Annotated in this window: 1 protein-coding gene and 1 pseudogene; both read left to right on the top strand. The window is 41.1% G+C overall.

Features of this window, described 5'->3' with window-relative positions; genetic code table 11:
• Positions 1–535: 535 nt before the first annotated feature.
• Positions 536–1,407: pseudogene (locus F6K40_RS40140) on the top strand (IS5 family transposase).
• On the top strand, positions 1,373–1,504 hold the full coding sequence (locus F6K40_RS40135) for a hypothetical protein (protein ID WP_293145902.1): 132 nt from the start codon (positions 1,373–1,375) through the stop codon (positions 1,502–1,504). The pseudogene F6K40_RS40140 and the gene F6K40_RS40135 overlap by 35 nt, the downstream one beginning before the upstream one ends.
• Positions 1,505–1,515 lie beyond the last annotated feature (11 nt).

The following is a 1,515-nucleotide window of genomic DNA, read 5'->3' as shown; positions in this document are numbered from 1 at the left end:
TGTTGGAATACTGAAAACTGAGCATAGTAAGCCAAAACTCAGCCAACAGGTGTAAGTGGTATGCGGTTCCACTATAAATATAACTTCGTTGCCCGTTGTGGGTAGAAAAATACACCTAGGTCAGAGTGGCAAACCCTAGAAGCTTTGAAACAAAGGTGGGAAGAACGCAAGGTTAGTAGGAAAACTAGAAAGACAAGCATACTACCTATATAACGAGGAGCCGTATGAGGTGAAAGTCTCACGTACGGTTTTGAAACAGAGGTGAGGGATAGCGATATCCCCATCGACTGTAACTAGAACAAGTTATTTATAGAAAATCATAGATTTATCAGGCTTTGTTGCACAAAGGAAGGAAAGAGGGTAAAAATAACAGTGGGTAGCACAAAATCCTGCATTAACTGTAGATATGAGTAAGTCCAAGTCCAAGTCTAAGTCCAAGTCTAAGTCCAAGTCTAAGTCCAAGTCTAAGTCCAAGTCCAAGTACCGGGTTAGCAACTGGTCTGACTATGATGCCTCCTTAAAACAGAGAGGGAGTCTGACATTTTGGCTAAGTTATGAAGTGATAGAACAGTGGGTAAATCAACATAAAACTGGGCGTCAGGGAGCATCGAATACCTATAGCGATGTAGCTATTGAACTAATGGTCACTCTGAGTAGTTTGCGCATGATTAGCAGGGCGACAGACAGAGGGATTTGTAGAATCTATATTTGATTTAATGGGATTAGATTTACCTGTACCAGACCATAGCACTGTATGCCGTAGGGTCAGAAAACTAAATATTGCGATACCAGTGAGACCAAGGACAGAAGAGATGCATTTGGTAGTTGATTCTTGATTGAGTCAAAGTCTACGGTGAAGGGGAATGGAAAACCAGGATTCATGGTGTAGGTAAACGTGTACAATTGCGTAAATTACATCTAGGTGTGAATGAAGCCACCGGAGAGATTGTCACAGCAGTTGTCACAACCAATGATGTGAGTGACGACCAAGTATTTTCTGACCTATTAGATGGAGTAGAAGGTAAGATTAGACAAGTTTCAGGTGATGGGGCTTATGACAAATACAAGTGCTATCAGAGAGCTCAGGAACGAGGGATAAAAACGACCATTCCACCTCGTAAAAATGCTGTGATTAGGCAGCATGGCAACTGTAAAGCCCTACCCGATCCCAGAGATGAGAACCTCAGACGAATTCGTCAAATAGGACGGCAGAAATGGAAGCATGAAAGTGGATACCATAGACGCTCTCTATCTGAAACAACTATGTTTAGGTTCAAAGTTTGATTTGGTGGGAAGTTACGAAGACGATCATTTGATAATCAAGCAGTGGAGTTATTTATTCAATGTGCTATCCTGAACCGCATGATACAGAATGGTAAACCCGAAAGTTATCAAGTACACATCTAGAACTGCATCTTTCCAGGCAGTCATCTGCGATCGCAACATTCATGCAACAAAGCCGATTTATATTGTTAAATATTCTCTAGGATTTGTTCTAGTATAAATTTTACCTTT

This window comes from Okeania sp. SIO3I5, assembly GCF_010672085.1.
Taxonomy (GTDB): domain Bacteria; phylum Cyanobacteriota; class Cyanobacteriia; order Cyanobacteriales; family Microcoleaceae; genus Trichodesmium.
Note: the sequence above shows the minus strand (reverse complement) of the source record. Positions and strands in the feature narration are given on the sequence as shown.